Genomic DNA, 19,679 nt, shown 5'->3' with positions numbered 1-19,679 from the left:
TTGATCACGGGCATCACGCTCCCTGTGCGGCGAGCGCCGCGGTCAGGACGATGCCGGCAATCTTGGCCGCCTCGACGTCGTGTTTGTCGAAATCCTCCAGGGCCACCGAGATGGCAACCGTGGGTGAATCGTAAGGTGCAAAGCCAACAAACATAGAGTTGACGTTGGTGCCGCCGGTCTCGGCCGAACCCGTCTTGCCGGCAACCTTGACGCCCGGAATCTGGGCATCGGTGCCGGTACCGGACTGGACGACGGCGAGCATGGCCTGCTTGACCTGGTCGGCCGTGGCAGAGCTGACGGCCTGGCCCAGCGAGCGGGACTGCGTGGTCTTAACAACGGTTCCGTCCGGGGCGAGTATCTGGGACACAAAGAACGGGTCCATGACCACGCCGCTGTTGGCGATAGCTGCAGCGATCACGCAATTCTGCATAACGGTGGTCTGCGGGCCAGGCGTGTGGTCCATGCCGACGGGCTGGCCGGCGCCTGCCCAAGCGGTCTCCCACTCGGTCATAAGCGACGGGTCGGCCATGATGGAAGCCGCGGTGGTCAGATCCTGACCGAGCTTTTGACCGTAGCCAAAGGCGTTGGCAAACTGGACGAGCGAGCTGGCGCCGACCTCGTTTGCCACCTGGCCAAAGACGACGTTGGACGACACGGCGAAGGCCTGCTGCAGGCTGATGGTGCCGTAGCTCTCGTTGCCAGAGTTGGTGACCGGCGCGTTGCCAATATCCATGGAGCCGGGCGCCTGGTACGTGCTGGTAAGGCTGGCGGTGCCGGTTTCGAGTGCCGCGGAGAGCGTGACGACCTTAAAGGTCGAGCCCGGGGTGTACAGCGCGTCCATGGCGCGGTCGTACATGGAGCCGTCCTCGCCGCCGCCCGACTGGAGCAGCGCATCGATGTTGGTGTTGTCGTAGGTGGGCGAGCTCGCGCACGCAAGGACCGCACCGGTGCGCGGATCCATGACCACCACGGCGCCCTTAAAGCCCTTGAGCGCCTGCTCGGCAGCCGTCTGGATGCGCGAGTCGATGGTGAGCTTGGCGGTATTGCCCGGCTGGGTCTGCCCCGCGAGCGACGCGATGGCGTTGTTCCAGCTGGAGTAATCCTTGGAGCCGGTGAGCGTATCGTTCATGACGCTCTCGATGCCGGCGGTGCCGTATTGCTGGCTCACGTAGCCCACCACGTGCGCGGCCATGTTGCCGTTGGGGTAGGAACGGGCGTAGGTGCCGTCCTCCTGCTGCAGCGACTCGGCTAGTGTCACGCCGTCGGACGTGATGATGGAGCCACGCTGGATGTACTTGGAGCGGGCGATGGTGTGGTTGTTGGTCGGCATGTCCTGGTAGTCCTTCGCCTTGATGACCTGGACATAGGTGAGGTTGCCGATAAGGATGGCGAACAGCGCCGTAAAGGCAAACACGGCACGAGTCAGCCGGTTGGCAAGTGCCACGCGGCCGAGCACGCCGGACTCAGGCGTGTCGAGCAGGCGACGACGCATGCGAGAACCCGCGGAGTGGTTGCCGTGGCCGTAGGAAGATGCGCTGGCAAAACGTGTGCCGGTCGGGGCGGCGGCGGATGCGACCTGGTCATCGGTGATGGCGGCCATGGTGCCGGTGCCGGTGAGTTCGGCTTCGCGTCCGGTTGCCTCGTCGCCGGCGCGCAGCAGCAGCGCGACGATGATAAAGCTTGCCAGCAGCGAGGAGCCGCCCTGGCTCATAAAGGGTAGGGTGACGCCGGTCAGCGGGATCAGGCGGGTTACGCCGCCGACGATCAAGAATGCCTGGAAGCTGATGGCCGCCGTAAGGCCGGTCGCGCTAAAGGCGGCAAGGTCGGACTTGGCGCGGGCTGCCGTGGTGAGGCCACGCACGGCAAAAAGCATAAACAGGATGAGCACGGCGCCGCCGCCCAAAAGGCCCATTTCCTCGCCGATGGCCGAGAAGATAAAGTCGGACTCGACGACAGGGATGTTGTTGGCCATGCCGTTGCCGATGCCAACACCGACCAGACCGCCATCGGCAAGCGAGAAGAGCGACTGGACGATCTGGTAGCCCTGGCCCTGGGCGTCCTTAAACGGATCGACCCAAACCTGGAAACGCACCTGAACGTGCGATAGGAACTTGTAGGCGCCCACGGCTCCAACGGCTAAGAGCGCAAGGCCGATAACGACATACGAAAAGCGCCCCGTGGCAACGTAGAGCATCAGCAAGAAGATAGTGTAGAACAGCACGGCCGAACCCAGATCGCGTTCGAAGACGACGACGAGCAAGCACACACCCCACACGGCAAACAGCGGCAGCAGCAGTCGCAGGCGAGGGATCTTAAAGCCCAGGATCTTGCGGTTGGAGATGGAGAGCAGCTCGCGGTTCTCGGCCAGGTACCCGGCCAGGAACAGCACGATAAAGACCTTGGCGAACTCGCCGGGCTGGATGGTAAAGCCCGCGATGCGAATCCACAGCTTGGAGCCCGAGATCGTGGTGCCGATAAAGATGGGCAGCATCAGCAGGATGATGCCGATAATGCCAAAGGTGTACTTGTAGCGCATGACCACGTCGAGGTTTTTGACCAGTGCGAGCGTTCCCACCATCAGGGCCACCGAGACAAACAGGATGATGAGCTGTGAGATCGCGAGAGCGGGTGCGAGACGCGTCACGAACGTGATACCGATGCCCGAAAGCACAAAGACAATGGGCAGGATGGCGGGGTCGGCACCGGGCGCCAAGATGCGCACGGCAATGTGGGCCGCGGCAAAGGCGGCAAAGAGGCCGATCGGTACGGCGAGCGTCTCAAAGGAGATGGCAGCGCCCGCGGTGAGGACGTACATCGCATACAGTAGGATGACGGGGAACGCCGAGGCGATGAGCAAGAGCAGCTCGGTGTTGCGGCGACTCATAAGCGGCACTCCCTTTCTAGTTCTTTTCGGAGGCTTCGGCCTCGGCGGACTGTTCGGCGGTTTTCTCGGAATCTGATTCGGAGGTCGATCCCTGATTGGTGTTGTCGCGAATCGTTTGCGCGTCGATCACCTGGCGGGTCTGCTCCTCGTCGATCTGGTGGCGGTACTTGGATATCGTGTCCTGCGCATCGTCGACACTTGTTTGCGGAATGCCCGCCTTGAGGCGGTTTTGCGTGTCTTCGGGCAGGTCGGACAGCTTAATACTGGTTTCGCTTTCGAGCCAGTGAAGCTTGAGTCCGAGCGGCTTGCCGGGCAGGCCGCGCCAGACGGCGACATTGCCCTGGTGGGTACCCAGGTAGTACGAGCCGGTGACACCCGTGTAGGCCCAGATGCCAGCTGCCAGCACAAAGACGAGGGCCAGGATGGCGGCGATAGTAATGTTGCGGCGACGCACGCGTTGCGCCTCGCGCATAACGCCATCGTCAACCAGGTCAACGACTACTACGGTCACGTTGTCGTGGCCGCCGGCGGCAAGCGCCGCGTCCACTAGGTTGTCGACGCAGATTTGCGCGGTTGAGGACTGCGTGGCGATGTTCTCGATATCGCTATCAGGAATCATGCTCGAAAGGCCGTCAGAGCAAAGGATCAGGCGGTCGCCTTCCTCGATATGCAGAGTGAAGTGGTCGGCATACATGGCGGGGTCCGATCCCAGCGCACGGGTGATGACCGAGCGGTTGGGGTGGACGCGAGCCTCGTCTGCCGTAATCTCGCCGGCGTCCACGAGCTCCTCCACGTAGGAATGGTCGCGGGTCACGCGGATGAGCGTGCCCTCGTGGAGCAGGTAGGCGCGAGAGTCACCCACGTGGGCGATGGCGAGCGTGTCGTTTTCGATATAGGCGCAAGTGGCTGTGCAGCCCATGCCGGGCTTGCCTAGGCCATTCAAGGCGGCCTCGATTACGGCGGCGTTGGCTGCCTCGACGGCTGCGGCCAGGCGTGCTGCGTCGGCGGACTGCGGGGCCGTCTTGGCAATAGTCTCGACGGCGATGGAAGAGGCTACCTCGCCGGCGGCGTGACCGCCCATGCCGTCGCATACGCAAAAGAGCGGCGACTGCACCAGGTAGGAATCCTCATTGTGCGGGCGTACGCAGCCAACGTCAGAGCGGGCGCCCCACATGAGTTGCGTGGTGGTGCCGGCATCATAGGTCGAGTCGGTCTCGATGCGCTCCTCGGTCAGGGGCTCAAAGCTCATGGTCGAGCCGGGGTCTTTGAGCTTGGCCTCAACGGCGGCAACGTCGATCTCGGCTGTGTCACCGGGAGAGACGGTGTCGGTCTCGGCGTTTGATTCGGAATCGCCGGTGTCCGGGGAGTCGGGCTCCTCGGACACGCGGGCGGTCGACTCGTCGTCTTGCGGGCTGACGTCTATAGGCTCGGGCGCCGGCGTAGACGCGGGCGCAACCTCGGATGCCGGGGCTATGGGAAACGCCGGCGCGGCGGGCTCGGGTGCCGCAAACACCGCAGCGCTCTCGTTAATTGCCGCGGCGACGGGCTCTGCAAAGTGAGCCGGCGCCGGGGTTGCTTCGGGCGCTGTGGGCTGTTCCGCAGCATGTGCGCCGATGGGCGCCGCTACGGCATCCTCTTCGTCCTCGTTATCGGCGAGATCCGAAATATCATGCGTTACATGCGAAAGAGGCAGGGAGAACACGGTGTCCTCGGGCTCCACGGGTGCGGAGCCCGCCGGAGCGGCGTGGGCCGGCGCAGCTGTGGCGGCGGCCGGTGCCTCGGTCATAGTTGCGGACTTGTTCTCCTCGTCGATCATCGACGGTTCACCTTCATGACCACATCGCCAATCTGGACTTCGTCGCCCTCGCGCAGCGTCGCGGGCTCCACGAGCTGGCGGCCGTTGACGAGCGTGCCGTTAAGCGAGTTGAGGTCCTCGATGATGAGCGCCGGGCCCTGCAGCGAAAAGCGCGCATGCGAGGCCGAGACGAACGGTTCGTTGATGCAGATGTCCGAAGATGGCGAGCGACCGACGATGACGGGGCCGAGCATGTCTACGTGGATGCCACGGATGCCGCGCGGGCCCTTGTCCACATCGATCGTCCAGATAGCCGAGTCGCGGCGCTGTCCGCGCACAAGTCCCACGCCGGTCTTCATGACGGCGAACAGGAAGATATAGAGCAGGGCGACCAGGACGATGCGGCCTGCAAAAAGGACGATATCGATGTTCATAAGCGACTATCCCCTAAATTCAAAGGTGCTCAGGCCAAACGTCAGCAGATCGCCGTTGCGCAGCGGGCAGCGCGTAATGCGGCGGTTGTTGACGAGCGTGCCGTTGGTGGAATTGAGGTCCTCGATCGACCAATCCGAGCCCGTAAAGGTGAGCTGGGCGTGGCGGCGCGACACGTTGGGGTCGCGCAGGGCAATATCGGAAACCGAGCGCTCGCGACCGATAGTCACCTGTGCGGAGGTGATGCTATGGCTCTCGCCGCTCACGACGTCGACGAGCTGGGCGAGCGGGCGCTGCGGGGCGCGAGTGCTCGCCATGTTGGAGGCGATGCCGGCTGCGGCGCCTAGGCCCACGGCGGCACCGGTCGCGGCGGCTCCGCCCATGCCGGCAAGCGCGTCGCGCGAGACGGTCTGCGGCACCGGGATGGGTGCTGCGGCGGGGTCGGGGACGCTAGGCGCGAAGGGGTCTGCCACGGCAAGCGGGTCGGGAGCGGCGGCGCGAGGCGTCGGCTGCTGCTGGGGCATGGCGGCGGGGCGCTGCTGCTGCGGGGCAGCAAACTGCTGCTGGCCGGCGCGCGGGGCGCTGGCGGCACGGCTTGCCGCGGAGTTGTTTTGGCCCAGACCGTTTTGATAGGCGCGCTCTTCTTCGTACAGGCGGCCGAGCGTGGGGGCATCGACGTTCTCGGCAAAGACCGAGAACTTGCCGGCGCGCAGCTGCGGATCGATCATAAAGCGCACGAGGGGCTCGCCGACAAAGACATAGCGGCGCTTTTCGGCCTGCGCCTTCACAAACTCGCGGACCTCGCGCGAAAGCTCGGGGTAGAACGGGGCGAGCATGGGATCGTCGTCGGCGGCGATCAGGATGGTATAGAGTGCCGGCGCCGTGTTGACGCCGTTGATCACCAGAGTCTGATCCTCCATGTCGCGAGCGGCCTGCTTGGCAAGCTTCTTAAAGGAGAACGGGGCACGGGTGGCACCGAAGATGCCGGCCACGTGGTCCTCGAAGATGTTCAGGAAGTTCACGAAAGATCACTCTCCGTATAGGTTCTTTGGTATCCGAGCAAATATAGGCATATCCCAACGATTATAGAGGATAGGGTTCCCGCAACCGCCGCCTTGGCGACGACCGCGGCTGCAAGGCTGGCAATTTCCATATGGTGTGCAAGACAGGACGCCGCTGCGCAGCCGATGCCGGCGACAGCGATGGCGGCGATTACGGCAAGGTTTGAGCCCTGATCGGCACGCTTGGCATGGGCGTTGAGCAGCGCAGATGACGCCGCGGCAGTTGCCGCTACCAGCACAAAGGCAGCCCAAAGGAGTGGGTCTCCCAGCGCTGCGGCAACGTTACCGAGCCCCAGCACGCCTCCGGCTGAAAGCGCGACCGTGGCCAGACGGGCAAAAAGTGCGCCCATGCCCGTTGCCGCGGCGGCGCTTGCCGGGCCGAGCCAAAATGACGCGACGCCGGCGGTGACCCCAGCTGCCAGGAAGGTATTGCCGGTCAGACAGCCAAGCGCGAGTGCACAGGTGAGTGCGGCGCTCGCGGCAGCCTCGGTGCGACCCCAGGCGATCCACCAACCGGACATGGCGGCGGCAAAGATCACCGCGACGGGCAACATCGACAGGACGCCCTGTGCCTGCATGGTGGCGTTTGCCATGAGCACCAAAAAGCCCACAGCCGAGATGGCCGAGCCAATCTGGGGGGCCAGGCCGGCCGCCGCTCCGATCGCGATAGCCGCAATGACCAGGCCGGGAAGCGCCGCGACGCCGGCCGTCTGCATCAGCAAAAAGCTAAAGGCGCCGCACGTTAGCGCCGAGATAGCGTGCATGGCGTAGTCGCGCGCATGGCTCCAGCGCGTGCCTGCCCAGCCGAGTGCGGGGTCGACTTCGATGGTGTCGTCCTCGTAGTGCGACGGCTCGATATCGTCGAGCTCCTGCTCGTCATCCGAAAGTTCGCCAACCATTTGCTCCAGGCTGCGACGGCCTTCGCGCACGCTGCCCAGACCGGCAAGGAGCTGGTCGCAAAATGCCTCGATGCTGTTGGGGCGGTCCTGCGGCATGGGGGAGAGCGCGCTCATGAGCGCGGCCTCGGCTCCCGGGGGAAAGTGTGGTATCAGCTCGCTGGGATAGGTGGCGCCGCCGATGATGCGGCCGAGCGAGTCGGCGGGCGTGGCCGCCATAAAAGGAGCGCTGCCGCACAGGCCCTCGTAGATCACACAGGCGAGGGCAAAGACATCGGCGCGCTCGTCGACCGTGCCGGTCTCGATATCGAGCTGCTCGGGCGGCATGTAGCCGATGGTGCCGCCGCGTGAGCCGCCAAAGCCACCGGCGGACGACAGCCGCGCCATGCCAAAGTCGGTGAGCTTTACATTGCCCGAGTGGTCGATGAGCACGTTGGCGGGCTTAATGTCCAGGTGGAGTACGCCATTACTGTGGGCGAAGGTGAGCGCCTGGCCCAGGGCATCGGCAATGGCCGCGGCCTCGTCAAAGGTAAGTGAGTGGCCGTCCGCGCGGTGCAAAAACTCGGCCAGCGACATGCCATCGACATATTCCATAACCAGGTAGGCATAGGCGGTGTCGTGCGTAAAGTCGATGACCTGCACGATGTTGGGATGTTGAAGCATGGCGGCAGTGTGCGCCTCGCGCAGGACATCCATGATGTCGCTAGCGGGCATGCCGGCACCGTTGATAAGGGGGATGCGTTTAATGGCGACGCGGCGGCGCAGGTGCGTGTCGCGGCAGATCTCGATGGAGCCAAAACCGCCGGTCGCAAGTGTCTCGAGCGGCTGGTACCGCTTGAGCAGCTCGCGAGAGCTGGTGCCCTCCAAAGGAACGTCCGGCGAGAACCGGGCGGTATGTTGCGAGAAAAGCGGCATGGCCAACCCTCGTGCGTTTAAAGTTCGTTTGCGAGCGGCGGGCGCGGGGCCGAGCCGTTCGCGGTGGCATAGATGCTGCTAGTGTAGCACGCTCGGGCAGATGGCGAGGATAGCGGGATGCGAGGTGGCCCGATCGATTCGGCCCGTTTCGGCTCGTTTGGAAAGCGCATCTCAGTTTTCAGCCAAATTATGGGATGCGCTTTCCAAATGGGGTGGGCTGCGGAAACTGCATCCCAGAATATTGCCCTGGAACGGGATGCGCTTTCCGAACCGGCGTCCAAAAGGAAACCGCATCCCGCTTTGATGTGGGGACTGCGAACAAAAGCCGGACCGTGATCTGGCGCGGATTGGAGTTCGCCTGAATCATTGATGCTGGCTGGTGTGAGAACAGAGATAAACGAGCGGCTCGAGCGATATAATGACACGCTATGGAGGCCGTATGCTCTTTTCCCGCCGTTCTGCTACATTTGCCTGCGCCATTGCGCTTGTCGTAATGGCGGTCACCCCTTATCACCGGTTTTCATCTTCAATCGGCCTAGCGTCAGGTGCAATGACCTGGCTCGTTATCCTGGGCGCATGCCTCGCGGCGTTTGTTCATGGTGCTGCGCTATGCAAGGGGGGAATGAGAAGGCCGAGGCATCTCGGTGCCATCGGTGTTTTCCTTGGTGTTATTGCAACGGTTCCCGAATGGGCCGACCTGGCTTTCTATGCTCGCGGAGACTCTATTCCAATCGTGTTTGCACCGATTTGGTTGTTACATGGCGTTTCGTGTGTCTCGTGCTTTGTTGGGTCGCTGCTTCTCTCATATGTTATTTGGGGCACGGCGGACTCTCCTTTGACGCAGAGGTCGACACGGACTGACGAAAGGGAAACTCGTCACCCGCAGGACGCGATTTTTACAGAAACAATAGCCGTCATGTCTTGCCTGCTGTTTTGCTGTCGAGTTTCATGGAGAGTCGTTCCCGAGCCATGGGGGATGCCCCCTGTAACGGCCGCGTCAATTGGCCTTGCGCTTTTAATTCCGTTGGTCTATCTCGCATTGACTGTGGCCCCGCCGTTTTGCCGCCCTCGTGCCTTTGGCCATGGGCGGCGCGACGTGTTTGCCTGTTCTGTGCTCGTAGCAGTTCCTATTGGTCTTATTCCGGCTGTTGAGGCGGCATACTTCGCAAGCGATGCCGTGGTCATTGCATTGCTGGCGATGGGGTCCGTTATCGCTGCTGCCTTCGTATGCATGTTGCTAAGGGGGAAACGGGACAACAATTCGGATATCGCCTGTGCGTCCGACACATTCGATGCGGGGGTGTTTTCCCCTGCCCTGTCGCCTAGAGAAGAGCAGTTTGTTCGACTGCTGCTCAAAGGGAAAACGCCGGCGGAAATTGCCAAGGAGACGGATACGAAGCCATCGACGGTGAGAACAACGCTTCACCGAGCATACGGGAAGGCGTCGGTTGCGGGCTCACGCGAGCTCGTGGCGCTGTTTGCGGGTGAGGGCGATACTGTAGGGCATGAGCTACCGCAGCGGCATGCTGACGATATAGTGGCATCAGCTCGAACGCGCCGGCTGTTTCGATACCTGCTCACATTATTCTTTATCCTCCTTGCGGCGGGGCCCTTGGTAATGGCGGATAGCGATTGGGGGTCCGGTGTTTCGCGGGCTGTCGCCTTTTCCCTCTTAAGCTACGCATTGGGTCTCGGACTGCTTCTGTCGCTACGCTACGCGGGTGGAAAAGCGAATCGTGGCGCTGCGCTGGATAGAGCGGGTGAAGCGATTGGGCTCGGAAGCCCGTGCGTGTGGGCGATACTGTCTGCCGTGGAATGGGCTTTTGTCTATATCGCGGCATGGAGGTGCATACGCGATCCGTTGATGGCTGTGCCGGTCCTGTTTTGCGGCGTGGCGTCTACGGCTTCGCTCGCTGTTGGGCTGCGTCCGTTTAAGGTGCATGCCCATGCTCGGGCTATCGTGCCGTTGGTGTCAATGGGCATGGTTGCCTTAATCTATGCGGTCGCTAGGGGGCGAATCCATGGACTTGCGGTGCTGACGGGGGTGCTGCTCACATATATAGTGATGCGAAGCTGTCCGCAGCGCAAAATGCTTGGGATATGGATGCTTTGCTTCGGGGCGACGGCTCCTGTTTGGGCTGTCTTGCTCAATATGGTGCAGGATCTGACGGTTTTCGAGCCGTTGTTCCTCGCGTCGTTGTTGGGGCAAAGTTCGGCTGTCAATGTCGTCGTGGCAACGGTGATTGTTTGCTGGTCTGTGCCCATGTTCGTTACGCACATCGCGCTCGCCCGCTCGGTTGAGGACGAGAAGGCCGTCTTGGAGTACCGGGCGAACGGGTCCACCGAAACGGCCCGCGTGCGCCAGCTGGCCCTGCTTACGTCGCGCTCCCTTTCTGATGTTCAGTCGCAAATTTTGCTGATGACGGCAGAGGGGGCAACGACAAAGGCCATTGCGGAGGATGTCGGTTACGCTGCATCTACGGTGCAAGCGCTGCGGTCTGCATCTTACCGCCAGTTGAAGATCAAGAATAAGGCGGAGCTAATTTTATTGTTATCGCAGGTAAATAACGTGTAAACGCCTGAGCAATCAACTCAATAGCGGGTGTTTACAGACATCTTTCTCTATTCATGCGAAGGTTGCCGTGCATCGACGCATTGTTAACCGCTTTTGATTGGAGAAGGCCATGATTAAGCCAAGGAGCGCTATTGCTCGAATCGGAGTCGGCTTGGTGATTGCAGCTGGTCTGTCCCTAGGGGTTCCCGCTGCATCGTTTGCACAAGAGGAGTTTGACACCTCTCAGGTTTCCAGCATTACTCAAAACGCCGATACGGGAATTACGACCTGTACGAACAATGCCGATAAGGCATTTAGTTTTCAATGTGCCGGGACGAGTGCAACTGGCTACCGTCAAAAGGATGATTCCTCATCGCTCTATCTGGATATCCAGGGCCATACGGGAAATCCGCTTCGGTTATATACAGACGGTGCGTATAACACAAGCGGTAGCGGCAGCATGAATTGTACTCAGGGAACGTATCGTTCGAATCACAAGGGACAGTGGGAAATGTATAACCTCGTCCGTGAGAACGGGCGATCTGCGGCGCGACTGACTGCATGGGCGGAGTCTGGCTACGGCACTGTTATTGGTGTATGGAGCCCCGACTGCGTCGGGCATTTCCACAAGCTTCCCGCATAGTTGTTTGAAATGGCTCCCTTCCGGCTTTCTGGGTCGGAAGGGGGAGGAGGACGTATGAACCAAAAGCTCGCAAGATACGAACTGTCGAAAACGATTAGACGTCCAGCTTTTATCCTTGCTCTCTTGATTGCGGTCGCAGTTGCAATAGCTGCCGCGCTGGAGCCGTGGGCAAATTTGGAAAAAGAGCGCCACAACCTTCTTTCTTTTGGTTACGGCGTTGGCGTGCAAGCCGAAAATTATCTCGGTCAAACACGTGAAAGCAGCTTCGGTAACTGGATTGTTGTGAGCGCGAACGCGCCACTGTCTGCGTCGGTGTTTTTCTATGTACTGCCCCTGCTTGCAATGTTGGCTGGATCTTGGTCGTGTCTCTTTGAGCGTTTGAGTGGTTATGACATGCAGATATGCACGCGCGTTTCCAGAAAGGCGTACGTGAACGTAAAGATGCTGTCTGCTTTCCTCTCCGCGTTTACAGTGACTGCCATTCCTCTGCTCGTCAATTTCCTGATCGTCTCGATGCTTTTTCCTGCGTATCTTCCTCGGGTCGATGAGTCGACTTACGTAGGACTTTACCTGCATAGCTACTTCTCCGGTCTATTTTATTCGCATCCTTTGTCATATGTGCTCGCATACACGCTGTTCGATGCTGTCACGCTCGGGACTTTATCCATGGCTGTAACTGGCTTCTCAATTTTGTTTCGTAGCAGAATCAAAGCGATAATTGTCCCGTATCTGCTAATGGTTGCGTGGCATTTTGCAAATGGCTGGATCTTCGGCGTAATGGCTTGTGTGGGGTTTAACTGCAATATCCTCAACAGCATCAGGTCGGAATCGCTGAATAACTGGCCAGACATTCGAGCCGGTTTTGCGGAAATCATATTATTGACCCTTGCTTCGTTGGCTTTTTCTGGGGCGTGGAAAAGACGCGAGGTGGTCTGATGCTGTTTAGGCTGGTCGCCGCGGACCTGAGGACCGTTTTGAAGAAGAACATCATCACTTTTATTGCAATTGCGGCAGTGACCGTTGCGAACTTGGTGTACGCCTACGGATTGTCTTCTGTGTATGGGGTTAGAACGGATACCTTGGGGTTTGCGGATAATCTTGCGCTCGTGTTTGCCGGATCTGCTCCGTTTGAGCCTAGGCCCGGGGTCATGTTTGTGCCTCCGCTAGGATGGCTATTTCTCATTCTGCTTATTCTCTATACAACACTCGACTATCCGACCGAATCGTTGCGCGGGTTTGGTTTGCAAGCGCTTGTTCGATGCCGGGCAAGAACCCTTTGGTGGGTCTCGCGTTTTATCTTGGTGGCGGCAGTAACGGCATTTTCACTGCTCGTGGTGGTTTGCTCTGTTGTGATTTGGAGCTTGGTGGTGAGCTCCTCGTTCAGCGCGGTCATTCATGGTGAGTCGCTTCAACTGGCTAATTTGGCGCCGTGGTTTCTCAAAGCTGCCGAGGCAGATGCGCTGCCGTTTTTCATAGGTCTCTTATTTGCTTTTGAGGCGCTTGCGTTTGCGCAGGCAGCGGTTGGGTTTGTGCTTGGGTCGTCAGTCTCGTTTGTGGTTTTAATGAGCTACCTGATCTGCTCGGCATATGCACGACATTGGGCGCTATTGGGTAACGCCTTGATGCTGTTGCGCTGGGGTGGAATTGTCAAAGAGGGAATCGCGGCGGGCTCGAGTGTCTTGTCATCAATTGGGCTTATGTCGTTATGCCTATCGTTGGGTGGACTGTGGTTTCGAAGGGCCGACCTTATAGAAAAGGGGGACAAGATATGAGTGTGATCGTAAGGGGCGTATCGAAGCGCATGGGTAAAAACGATGTCCTGCGCAACGTGTCCATCGAGGTTGACCCTGGGACTGTGGTCGGGCTTCAGGGGATAAACGGTTCGGGTAAGACCATGCTCATGCGAGCGGTTTGCGGGTTGATCAAGCCTACCGAAGGCGAAATCTCTATCGATGGCCAAAGGCTTGGGGCGGACATCTCGTTCCCGCCGAGTCTGGGGATGTTGATCGAGGCGCCTTCCTTTTTGGGATATCTGTCTGGCTACGACAATCTGAAGCTCATCGCTCAGATCAAGGGCGTTGCCACCCCCGAGGACATTCGCTCTGCCCTGCGGCTCGTGGGGCTCGATGCAGACGAAAAAAAGAAGTTCCGAGCATACTCGCTTGGGATGAAGCAGCGTCTGGGGATAGCTGCGGCAATTATGGAGAAGCCGAAGCTGCTTGTTCTCGATGAGCCAACGAATGCCCTCGACGAAGCGGGCGTTGAAATGCTCAAGCGCGTTGTGGCGATGGCGGCATCAACGGGTCGTGAGGTCCTTCTGTCCAGCCATGACGGAGAGGTGCTCGAGGAACTGGCCGATCGGGTTTACTGCATGCGCGACGGTGCCGTTGTGAAAGTTCGGGAAAGGTCGTGAGCGCGATGAAGAAGACCCTGTGGACGAGAAGATCGGCGCTCGCGCTTTTTTGCTGTGCTGCTGCCGGCCTTGCGGGCATGAGGGTGAGCGTCGTTAACGGGAACCGGACGGTCATTCCTGAGAAATATTACGCGGAGGGCGAATGGCTCTCGATGGATGGAGCGTTTCTGGGGTCGAAGGATGTGGTGACTGATGGGTATTCGTTTTGCATAGACGGGGCGGAGTTGCTCACGCCGCGCGAGTATCTCAAACGAGCACATGACGATTATTCAAAATATGGCACCGTGGATACGAAAACGAGACTGAAGGATGCCGACATCACGTGCGTTATCGCCGTAAAGATGCGTGTCAGAAATAGGGATAATATCGACGGTGGAATCAAAGCGTATGTTTGGCATCTGGTTCCGGAGTCTGCGCCAAACTATGATTTTGTAGTCAATACCGATCTGATAACGCAAGCCATGCCGGTCCTTGGCGGCTCTGCTGCGTTTGCCGTGGAGGTTGGGGCAGAAAACGAGTTGCTCGTCCCATTTATGATGCAGAACACCAACGACTATTTCGAAGGTTACGAGACCGTCCGTTTTGAGAAAGCATTTCCCGGGACTTACACGATGAAGATGACCGATCTGCCGGAGCGGAGGCTCTTAAGGTTTGAAGTGAAATAGCTCGAGAGCAAGGCAAAACGGGTCCATTGGCGGTACGCGCGCCCGATTCCAGGCGCCCCGGCCCGGAATCGGGCGCGGGACGAGGCGCCTTCGGTGTCGGCCGGCCTACCGCTTCTTCTTGCTCTTCTTCTGCTTGCGCTGCTTGCCCTTGGTCTCCTGGGGCTTGTCGCCCTGTTTTGCTTCGGCAGCGGCCTTTTCTGCCTTCATCTTCTTGCGTTTGGTCTCGATGCGGAGTTTTTTGTTGATGCGCGCCTTAAGGAAGGGACCGAACTGCTCGGCATCGCCGCGGACAAAGGTGTCCTTAGGGATCGTCACGCCCTGGTCGGCGAACATGGCCACAAAGATGCGCTCGCCGTCGAGCACGTGGTCGAGCTTTTCAAACGGGAAGAACTGCGACTTGCCGCTCGTGCCCCAAACCATCAGGCCGTCCTCGTTGGCGGCGACGCGGCGATAGCGGCCACCCATGGACTCGTCGGCCTCAACGGCGTCGATAAAGTCGCGGGCGAGGGTGTGGTGCAGGTTTTTGCTCCACCAGGCCAAAAAGGCGCCGAATACGATCAAGACGACGCCAAACTTGATCCAGTTGCCGCCGGCCACCAGCATGCCGATGCCGATGAGCGCGGCAATTGCCGCGGCGACATACAGCGAGCCGCGACGCCTGGGCGAGGCGACCAGGCGGGCGAAGTCGGTGACGAGGTCGTTTTCGTATTGGTACTCGTTGAGGTACAGGATGCCGTCGTCGGCTGCGGCCTGCTCCTCGAGCGCGACCTCGACCTGGTCGGCTGCTTCGGAGGGAACGAGGTTGCTCTCTGCGTCTGCCATGCTCTTTGGACTCCTATCGCGGCGGGCTCGCCGTACGGGTTATTATGGAATGCAGTATGCCGTGCGACCGCATGGCCGCCGCGGCAACAAGACTCAGTATACCCGGGGGAGCACCCATGGAATCGTTGTACCGAAAGTATCGCCCGCTCACCTTTGACTCCGTGGTGGGCCAGCAGCATATCGTCTCGACGCTCGAGCACGCCATCACCGAGGGGCGCCTGTCCCACGCCTACCTGTTCTGCGGACCGCGCGGCACGGGCAAGACCACCATGGCGCGCATTCTGGCCAAGGCGCTGCTGTGCCGCAATGCCGAGGCGGCGCGCGCCGAGGGTGCAAGCGGCTGCATGCCCGACGGTACTTGCGAGGAGTGCGAGCTCATTGCCGAGGGTAACCACCCCGATGTCTACGAGCTCGATGCCGCCTCCCGCACGGGCGTGGACAATGTGCGCGAGGAAATCATCAACTCCGTCAACTTTGCCCCGGTGCGCGGCAAGTACAAGATCTATATCATCGACGAGGTCCACATGCTCACGACGGCGGCGTTCAACGCGCTGCTCAAGACGCTCGAGGAGCCGCCGGCACACGTGATCTTTGTGCTGTGCACCACCGACCCGCAAAAGATTCTGGAGACCATCCTCTCGCGCTGCCAGCGTTTCGATTTCCATCGCATCGGCAACGAGGATATCGAGCGTCGCCTGGCATACGTGTGCGAGCAGGAGGGCTTCGATTACGACGATGAGGCGCTGGCTATCGTGGCGCGCCATGCCAAGGGCGGTATGCGCGACGCGTTGTCCACGCTGGAGCAGCTGAGCGTCTTTGGCAACGGTTCTGTGCATGCGGACGACGCCCGCTCGCTTTTAGGCGAGGTTTCGGACCAGATTCTGGCCGAGCTTTCCCGCGCCATTGCCGATCGCGATGTTGCCGAGCTCTATGGACTGATCCGTGCGCAGGTCGAGGAAGGAAACGACCTGCTGGAGCTGACGCGCGACCTGGTGGCGCATGTGCGTGACGTGTACGTTGCCTGCGTTGCCGGTGCCCGTGCCGAGCTGTTTGAGGGCGGCTCCGAGCAGGCCGAGGCGCTTGCTGCCGAGGCCGCTGCCTTTGGCGAGCATCCTGCCGACCGCCTGGCCCGTGTGCTGACGGTGCTCGACGATGCCGCACTGGAGATGAGGGGCGCGAGCGACGTGCGCCTGGTGCTCGAGATCGCCTGCACGCGCCTGGCACGTCCCGAGGCCGATTTAACGATTGAGGCATTGGCCGAGCGCGTGGCCCGCTTGGAGGCCATGGTTGCCAACGGCGCCGTGCCGGCGAGCGTGGCTGCTGCTCAGGCCGCCGCGCCTGCAGCATCCGTACCCGCTGCTGCCCAACAGCCGACGCTCATTTCGGGCGCTCGTGCTGCCGCTCCGGCGGCATCCGCTGCCCCCGCTGCTACGTCCGCGCGCCAGGGCGGTATGCCTTGGGACCGTGGTGCTGCTGTTCCGGCTGCCCAGCCTGCGTCCCGTTCTGCGTCCGTGTCAGCTTCCAAGCCTGCAGCGCCTGCACCTCAGCCTGCGCCGACTCCGACGCCTCAGCCCGTTGCGGCTCCCGCGCCTGCCACCGCTCCGGCACCTAAGCCCCAGTCCAACAATGCCGCCCAGGTTGCCGCCGCCGGTACTGCCGAGACGCCCGCGGTCGAGGATGCCGGAGAGCTGCAGCGCAAATGGGCCGAGGTTGTCGAGCGTGTCAAGGCGCGTCAGGCTTCCTACGCGGGGCTTTTGCTCAATGCCCGCGCCACGGCTGACGACGGCTCCAGGCTCACGGTCTCGTTCCCCGCGGGCTCGACCTTTGCCATCAAGATGCTTGGACGCGCCGACACGCAGTCGGTGGTCCTGCCGACAGTCAGTGCGGTCTTCGGTCGTCGTACCGTCGACTATGTCCTGGATGGGGGTGGCACGCCGGCTCCTCAACATGAGGAGCATTCTCCATCTGCACGGGCTGCGGTATCTGCGGACCCGCAACCCGTGTCCTCGGCGGCCCCTGCATCCTCGAGCGCCAGCGCGACGCAGCCAAAAGCAGCACCGATAGCGGCGCCGACCCCGTCGGCGCCTAAGCCCGTCATGGCCAAACCGGCTGCTCCGACACCCGCGCCCAAGCCTGCCTCGCCCGCGCCCAAGTCGTCTGACCTGGGCAAAGCCCCCTGGCTGCGCTCCGACAACCCCGCCGGCGCTCCTGCCACGGGCAAGCTCCCGACCGAGCCCGCGCCCCGAGCGCCCGAGCGCGCGTCCGCTCCCAAGGCTCAGCCCGCCGCGCCGTCTGCGCCATGGGAATCCGAGCAGGTTCCCTACGACGATGCCATGGTTGGCGGTTTTGTTGCCGATGCTGGTGGGGACGATCTGCCTCCGTTCGACGTGCCGGGTGCGGCGTCCGCGCCCAAGTCCGCTGCAACTGCCCCCAAAGAGGAGGACGCTCCTGCAGCTCCCTGGGAGTCCAACTCCGGTGCGGGCGGCCCCTTCGGCCATCAGGGTGCAGCCCCGAGCATCCCGCAGACCGAGGACGAGGCCAAAGCCCTCATCCGCAGCGTCTTCGGCCAGTCCACCATCTTCAAGCCGGTGGAGTAGCTGCGCAGGCGGGTATACTGCTCAAGAAGAGAACCCCTTGCCCGGGCGCATCTGTATTTCGGACATGTGCAACGTGGTGCCGCGTATATCGCATTCGAGCAGACAGGCGCGTGACGGTCGGCCTAGGATGCTGAGGTCGATACGATACGTCGCATGGCTGTCCGTGTACTCGACTTGCTCGGCGTTGACGGTTGCTCCGATTGTAAATAAAGAGCCCAGTTCGGCATCGACAATCTTGGAGTCCTTTATCTTGACCTTGAACTCTTGGTAGAGGGACGGGCTGTTGTAGTAAATGGTTCGGGTTCCGTCGGTGCATTCATCGGTCGTCTCCCATTTGACGACGGGCTGGTCCGAGCTGGCTATCAGCAGTTCTGCTCCAAAAGCTATGGCATGGGTGATGATAACCAGCAATACCCAGACGACAAAGAGATAGAGAACCACATATGCAACGGGGTGTTTTGAGCGGATGTTTTGGAGTACGGCTGGGACATTCACGAGGGCACCTCCAAATCGTCATCTATGACAATCAAATTATACCCAGCCGCCATGCGTGCCGCCTCGAGCAGCGGCTCGGCATTTTGCCATGTAGCCTTGTAGCCCTACGCATAAACTGCCTGGTTCCAGCTCTGCTAGATGTAGCTTGAGATAATTATGCAACCTTGCATAATTCGACCTTGCATAATCTTGGGCGTGCGTCACGCTCAAGGACATGTATATCGACTGAGGTAGCGTGTCCGCCCCGCTTGCTTGCCCCGCGCCGTGGTACGATTTTTGAGTTTGAAAGTCCCGTCGCGCTCCGGCTGCCCTTGCAGCTTGTCGCGCGGCCGCACGTAAAGGAGCCATCATGGCCGGTATGAACATGCAGCAAATGATGAAGCAGGCTCGCAAGATGCAGGAGCAGCTTGCCGCCGCGCAGGAAAACCTTAAGTCCCAGACCGTCGACGCCTCTGCCGGCGGCGGCATGGTCAAGGTGACCGTTAACGGCGAGATGGAGCTCGTCAACCTCACCATCGACCCCGATGCCCTCGATCCCGAGGACGTCGATATGCTGCAGGACATGATCATGGCTGCCGTCAACGAGGCCGTCCGCGGTGTCAACGAGCTCGCCAACAAGCAGATGGGCGCCATCACCGGCGGCCTCAACATCCCGGGCATGCCGTTCTAAGACACGCATATATATGAGTGCCAACCATAGTCTGCAAAAATTGCTCGATGAGCTGGGCCGTCTGCCGGGCATTGGTCCCAAGTCGGCCCAGCGCATCGCCTATTACCTGCTCGAGGCCGATGCCGAGGAGGCGCGCCGCCTGGCCGAGGCTATCCTGGAGGTTAAGCAGGAGGTTCACTTTTGCAGCCGCTGCTTTAACTACGCCACGGCCGACGAGTGCTCCATCTGCCAGGATTCGATGCGCGATACCACTCGCATTTGCGTGGTGGGCGAGCCGCGCGATGTCCAGGCGATTGAGCGCACGGGCAGCTACCACGGTCTCTACCACGTATTGGGCGGCGTGATCAGTCCCATGGACAAGATTGGTCCCGAGCAGTTGCACATTCGTGAGCTGCTGGCACGCTTGGGCCACGAGGACATCCACGAGGTCATCATCGCCACCAACCCCAATATCGAGGGCGAGACCACGGCGAGCTACCTGGCCCGCACTATCAAGCCGCTGGGCGTTGAGGTATCGCGTCTGGCGAGCGGCCTTCCCGTGGGCGGCGACCTGGAGTATGCCGACGAGCTTACGCTTGGGCGCGCCATCGAGGCCCGTCGCACGATTTAGGTGGCGAGCCTGCTCCTGCCGTATGTCTTCATCGCGACGCACGGGGTAGCCATAATTTCCCCGTGCGACTGTAAGTTTGTTGTGCAACAAAGATGCTTTGTATCCGCTTATCGCATGGATGCTTCCACTCGCATCCTTAATTTGCCCATTCGTTGCGCAACCTTTTGGGTTCGCTGATACACTCAAATATGGATTCGAATGAATGCGCCGCTCCCGAGCGGCGTGTT

The 19,679-nt window shown here is 60.8% G+C and carries 16 protein-coding genes; 9 read left to right on the top strand and 7 right to left on the bottom strand.

All coding sequences use genetic code 11. The annotated features are described in order from the left end of the window. Positions 1 to 13 precede the first annotated feature (13 nt). Genes DWX63_RS06965 through DWX63_RS06945 form a run of 5 tightly spaced genes read right to left on the bottom strand, consistent with a single transcriptional unit; the run spans position 14 to position 7,983 of the window. Positions 14 to 2,884: an FtsW/RodA/SpoVE family cell cycle protein gene (locus tag DWX63_RS06965; protein ID WP_117843221.1), complete on the bottom strand. Its 2,871-nt coding sequence runs from the start codon at positions 2,882 to 2,884 to the stop codon at positions 14 to 16. Between the two features lie 16 nt (positions 2,885 to 2,900). Next, positions 2,901 to 4,700 carry a Stp1/IreP family PP2C-type Ser/Thr phosphatase gene (locus tag DWX63_RS06960; RefSeq protein WP_117843220.1) on the bottom strand — a complete coding sequence of 600 codons (1,800 nt, stop codon included), beginning with the start codon at positions 4,698 to 4,700 and terminating at the stop codon, positions 2,901 to 2,903. Beyond that, positions 4,697 to 5,113 (bottom strand): FHA domain-containing protein, encoded by a 417-nt coding sequence (locus DWX63_RS06955; RefSeq protein WP_006235180.1) that lies wholly within the window; start codon positions 5,111 to 5,113, stop codon positions 4,697 to 4,699. Before DWX63_RS06955 ends, DWX63_RS06960 begins: the two co-directional genes overlap by 4 nt. Before the next feature lie 6 nt (positions 5,114 to 5,119). Beyond that, positions 5,120 to 6,133: an FhaA domain-containing protein gene (locus DWX63_RS06950; RefSeq protein WP_035136732.1), complete on the bottom strand. Its 1,014-nt coding sequence runs from the start codon at positions 6,131 to 6,133 to the stop codon at positions 5,120 to 5,122. Next, the gene (locus DWX63_RS06945) at positions 6,130 to 7,983 is read right to left on the bottom strand and encodes a serine/threonine-protein kinase (protein WP_117584196.1); all 1,854 of its coding nucleotides are present in this window, start codon (positions 7,981 to 7,983) and stop codon (positions 6,130 to 6,132) included. Before DWX63_RS06945 ends, DWX63_RS06950 begins: the two co-directional genes overlap by 4 nt. Before the next feature lie 1,111 nt (positions 7,984 to 9,094). Between DWX63_RS06945 and DWX63_RS06940 the strand changes: the two genes are divergently transcribed. From DWX63_RS06940 to DWX63_RS06920, 6 genes are all read left to right on the top strand, one after another. Then, on the top strand, positions 9,095 to 10,558 hold the full coding sequence (locus DWX63_RS06940; RefSeq protein ID WP_158559632.1) for a helix-turn-helix transcriptional regulator: 1,464 nt from the start codon (positions 9,095 to 9,097) through the stop codon (positions 10,556 to 10,558). Between the two features lie 109 nt (positions 10,559 to 10,667). Then, the gene (locus DWX63_RS11120; RefSeq protein WP_124785772.1) at positions 10,668 to 11,180 is read left to right on the top strand and encodes a hypothetical protein; all 513 of its coding nucleotides are present in this window, start codon (positions 10,668 to 10,670) and stop codon (positions 11,178 to 11,180) included. A gap of 54 nt (positions 11,181 to 11,234) precedes the next feature. Next, positions 11,235 to 12,116, top strand: a complete 882-nt coding sequence (locus DWX63_RS06935; RefSeq protein ID WP_117800811.1) for a hypothetical protein — start codon at positions 11,235 to 11,237, stop codon at positions 12,114 to 12,116. A 38-nt stretch (positions 12,117 to 12,154) separates the two neighbouring features. Continuing rightward, positions 12,155 to 12,952 carry a hypothetical protein gene (locus tag DWX63_RS06930; RefSeq protein ID WP_147336068.1) on the top strand — a complete coding sequence of 266 codons (798 nt, stop codon included), beginning with the start codon at positions 12,155 to 12,157 and terminating at the stop codon, positions 12,950 to 12,952. Next, a complete protein-coding gene (locus tag DWX63_RS06925) occupies positions 12,949 to 13,593 on the top strand; it encodes an ATP-binding cassette domain-containing protein (protein ID WP_089573263.1) in 645 nt (214 codons plus the stop codon). The genes DWX63_RS06930 and DWX63_RS06925 overlap by 4 nt, the downstream gene beginning before the upstream one ends. 5 nt (positions 13,594 to 13,598) lie before the next feature. After that, entirely contained in the window at positions 13,599 to 14,258 is a 660-nt protein-coding gene (locus DWX63_RS06920) for a DUF5028 domain-containing protein (RefSeq protein ID WP_117584193.1), read from the top strand. A gap of 105 nt (positions 14,259 to 14,363) precedes the next feature. On the opposite strand, the gene DWX63_RS06915 is transcribed toward DWX63_RS06920, so the two are convergent. After that, on the bottom strand, positions 14,364 to 15,080 hold the full coding sequence (locus tag DWX63_RS06915; protein ID WP_089573261.1) for a hypothetical protein: 717 nt from the start codon (positions 15,078 to 15,080) through the stop codon (positions 14,364 to 14,366). Between the two features lie 116 nt (positions 15,081 to 15,196). Here DWX63_RS06915 and dnaX point away from each other — a divergent pair, with 116 nt between their 5' ends. Then, on the top strand, positions 15,197 to 17,677 hold the full coding sequence (gene dnaX / locus DWX63_RS06910; protein WP_158559631.1) for a DNA polymerase III subunit gamma/tau: 2,481 nt from the start codon (positions 15,197 to 15,199) through the stop codon (positions 17,675 to 17,677). A 21-nt stretch (positions 17,678 to 17,698) separates the two neighbouring features. Here the strand turns inward: dnaX and DWX63_RS06905 are convergent, their stop codons facing one another. Next, entirely contained in the window at positions 17,699 to 18,118 is a 420-nt protein-coding gene (locus tag DWX63_RS06905) for a hypothetical protein (RefSeq protein ID WP_147352053.1), read from the bottom strand. A gap of 403 nt (positions 18,119 to 18,521) precedes the next feature. Here DWX63_RS06905 and DWX63_RS06900 point away from each other — a divergent pair, with 403 nt between their 5' ends. Beyond that, on the top strand, positions 18,522 to 18,842 hold the full coding sequence (locus DWX63_RS06900; protein WP_006235174.1) for a YbaB/EbfC family nucleoid-associated protein: 321 nt from the start codon (positions 18,522 to 18,524) through the stop codon (positions 18,840 to 18,842). A gap of 13 nt (positions 18,843 to 18,855) precedes the next feature. Next, on the top strand, positions 18,856 to 19,452 hold the full coding sequence (gene recR / locus DWX63_RS06895; protein ID WP_089573257.1) for a recombination mediator RecR: 597 nt from the start codon (positions 18,856 to 18,858) through the stop codon (positions 19,450 to 19,452). Positions 19,453 to 19,679 lie beyond the last annotated feature (227 nt).

Origin of the sequence: Collinsella sp. AF20-14LB, assembly GCF_003459505.1 — a bacterium.
In the GTDB taxonomy this organism is placed as follows: Bacteria; Actinomycetota; Coriobacteriia; order Coriobacteriales; family Coriobacteriaceae; genus Collinsella.
Note: the sequence above shows the minus strand (reverse complement) of the source record. Positions and strands in the feature narration are given on the sequence as shown.

Coding starts and splice junctions, on each gene's coding strand:
- DWX63_RS11120 (WP_124785772.1), top strand. CDS start 10,668: ATGATTAAGCCAAGGAGCGCTATTGCTCGAATCGGAGTCGGCTTGGTG.
- DWX63_RS06900 (WP_006235174.1), top strand. CDS start 18,522: ATGGCCGGTATGAACATGCAGCAAATGATGAAGCAGGCTCGCAAGATG.
- DWX63_RS06915 (WP_089573261.1), bottom strand. CDS start 15,080: ATGGCAGACGCAGAGAGCAACCTCGTTCCCTCCGAAGCAGCCGACCAG.
- DWX63_RS06960 (WP_117843220.1), bottom strand. CDS start 4,700: ATGATCGACGAGGAGAACAAGTCCGCAACTATGACCGAGGCACCGGCC.
- DWX63_RS06935 (WP_117800811.1), top strand. CDS start 11,235: ATGAACCAAAAGCTCGCAAGATACGAACTGTCGAAAACGATTAGACGT.
- DWX63_RS06925 (WP_089573263.1), top strand. CDS start 12,949: ATGAGTGTGATCGTAAGGGGCGTATCGAAGCGCATGGGTAAAAACGAT.
- DWX63_RS06920 (WP_117584193.1), top strand. CDS start 13,599: ATGAAGAAGACCCTGTGGACGAGAAGATCGGCGCTCGCGCTTTTTTGC.
- DWX63_RS06945 (WP_117584196.1), bottom strand. CDS start 7,983: ATGCCGCTTTTCTCGCAACATACCGCCCGGTTCTCGCCGGACGTTCCT.
- dnaX (WP_158559631.1), top strand. CDS start 15,197: ATGGAATCGTTGTACCGAAAGTATCGCCCGCTCACCTTTGACTCCGTG.
- DWX63_RS06965 (WP_117843221.1), bottom strand. CDS start 2,884: ATGAGTCGCCGCAACACCGAGCTGCTCTTGCTCATCGCCTCGGCGTTC.
- DWX63_RS06955 (WP_006235180.1), bottom strand. CDS start 5,113: ATGAACATCGATATCGTCCTTTTTGCAGGCCGCATCGTCCTGGTCGCC.
- recR (WP_089573257.1), top strand. CDS start 18,856: ATGAGTGCCAACCATAGTCTGCAAAAATTGCTCGATGAGCTGGGCCGT.